The sequence below is a fragment of the Niastella sp. genome (genome assembly GCF_045805085.1).
In the GTDB taxonomy this organism is placed as follows: domain Bacteria; phylum Bacteroidota; class Bacteroidia; order Chitinophagales; family Chitinophagaceae; genus Niastella.
In genome coordinates, this window is the sequence record NZ_JBJMLX010000391.1 from 1 (window position 1) to 2,187 (window position 2,187).

The window sequence follows — 2,187 nt, forward strand, 5'->3', positions numbered from 1 at the left end:
GATACCCTCTACAGCGATATTATTAACGTTAGCCGGCGATGGGTCAAGTACCAGGGGGTGATGCAGGATGGCGCCAGGCGCAGCAACGGTAAGATCGAGATCGTTTACAAGTGCTGTTGCGGCGGCGGTAGATGCTGCGGGATCAGTCCAGTATAATAATACTTTTATTTGAGCAATGCCAGGCGCAACAGCCGGGATGGTAAATGTGGATGATCCGCCATTGTCGATGGAACCGGTAAAATAAGTATGGTTTTCAATGGCTTCAACCGAGTTGCGGGCATTGATGTTGCCAAAACCATAAGTGTAATCAGGCCCCGGGTTGCCTTTGTCTATGGCGCCATTACAGGCTACTGCTTTAATTAAATTGGCAGCAGGATTGGATCCTCCATGCAGTTGCCGGTATCGTTCAATTAATAATCCGAGAATACCGGTAGCTGTGGGGGCAGCCATACTGGTGCCCCAATCAACGCCGTATTTGTTGTTGGGGAGTGTAGAGGTAATGGCCCAGCCGCCTGCGGTTATTTCTGGCTTTATCCGGCCATCCGAAACCGGGCCGCAGCTCGAGAAATTGGCAATGGTATAGGAACTATTATCTATTGCTCCTACCGTTAAAACATTTTTTGCAGTTTGAAAACCTGAAACAATAGTGGCAAATTGGGCAGGGTATGGCGTACAGGATGTTTTACCGTTATTTCCAGCGGCAAAAACATGTAGCACTTCCGGAATATTATTTAATTGTTCGTCAACATAATTACTATTCGTATTGTAATCGCCCGGTATGGCGCAATTTCCATCTTCATGTGCATAAGAATTATTCGTAAGCACCATATTATAATCCCTCTTATAAGCAGACGCATTAATAAGTATGTTGTACAGAACATCATTGATAACAGTAGCCTGCGGGGCCATACCTTTATACTTTGGATTGATGAGGCCGGCACCTGCAATAGAACCCGTTACGTGTGTACTGTGATTAACGGCACTTAAACTACCTTTCGTAATTTGCCGGCCCTTGAGATCGATATGCGTAGAGGCATCGCCGGCATCCCCTACTCCAATGGTAACATTTTTTCCCTGCAGGTTGCGGCCCAACAAAGCCCCCAATGCATTAACGGCATGCGCGGCCCGGTTACCGTAATTCAGGGGAACAGCCTTAACAGGCTGACTGCTTATGTTTGCAACAAAGGGAAGCATTGCTATTTTTAGAACGATCGCATACGTTGCATCTATAAAAACAACTTGTGAAGGTTTAAGGGCTGTTTCAATAATTGTAGCCCCTGCCTTCTTTAGTTCATCTATAACTGTGGCCTTATCAAGCGTCCCATAAAAACTTACTGCAATCAACTTATCAGGATCATGCGCGGGTTGTTGTAACTGCTGAATAAGGGCCGGGGAAATTTTAGCGGATGCGTGCAATGGTAAGAGACCTGTTATATTATTGTTTTTTTTAAGCTGGTTCAGGTTAATGCTGCCATTTATTTCAGCCAGGTAAGTATTGTCTGGAATATAATGAAATAAGTTAATGCCTTGTTGTGAAAGCGCCTTACGCCCGGCCGCATCGGGTAACTTATTGAATTGAATGAGGGTATAGAACCGGTTTTTATATTGGAATTTTTTTAATGAGTCGCTAAGGTGGGCGTGATTACGCAGGTTGTTTGAATTGGTAAGTGTGCCATTTTTTAATTTAATGGGTAGAATAGTTGTCTGGGCTGATACAAACGTAACGGACAGGTGCAGGAATAGGATCAGTAAACAGTTTTTCATTTGCGGATTGGTACAATTGTCGGCGTAAAGTAAAACATTTCATATTATAATGCAAACTTTCAGCTTCCCGCATTAAACATCCTTCACATATTTATAAACGTTCTTCTTGTATGCATTCAGATCTTCAAGGGTTGAAATTTCTTCAAACCGGTACGAGGTCCCGTTGGCATTCTGCCTTACCAATGCCACTACTTCCCCACCCACAACCGCACTTTGCGCTTTGCGGAAAATGGCATCCAGCGGCCATACTAAGTATGCCAGATGTCAGTGTTTGTCCGCGTCTTGTCAGCGATGTCACCGAATGCCGACAAACCTTCATCGGCTTTGGTGCATTTCATGCACGTAATTGATGTCGTTTCGGCCAATTTGTCAGCAGGTTACTCGGATGAGGCTCGGCCGATACTCCCCTCCACTCTCAGGTCC

Annotated in this window: 2 protein-coding genes; both read right to left on the reverse strand. The window is 45.0% G+C overall.

Annotated features, from left to right (window positions below; genetic code table 11):
- Positions 1-1,764 (reverse strand): S8 family serine peptidase (locus ACJ751_RS20370; protein WP_407747363.1); only part of this gene is annotated, 1,764 nt, incomplete at its 3' end.
- A gap of 72 nt (positions 1,765-1,836) precedes the next feature.
- The gene (locus ACJ751_RS20375; protein WP_407747364.1) at positions 1,837-1,968 is read right to left on the reverse strand and encodes a hypothetical protein; all 132 of its coding nucleotides are present in this window, start codon (positions 1,966-1,968) and stop codon (positions 1,837-1,839) included.
- Positions 1,969-2,187 lie beyond the last annotated feature (219 nt).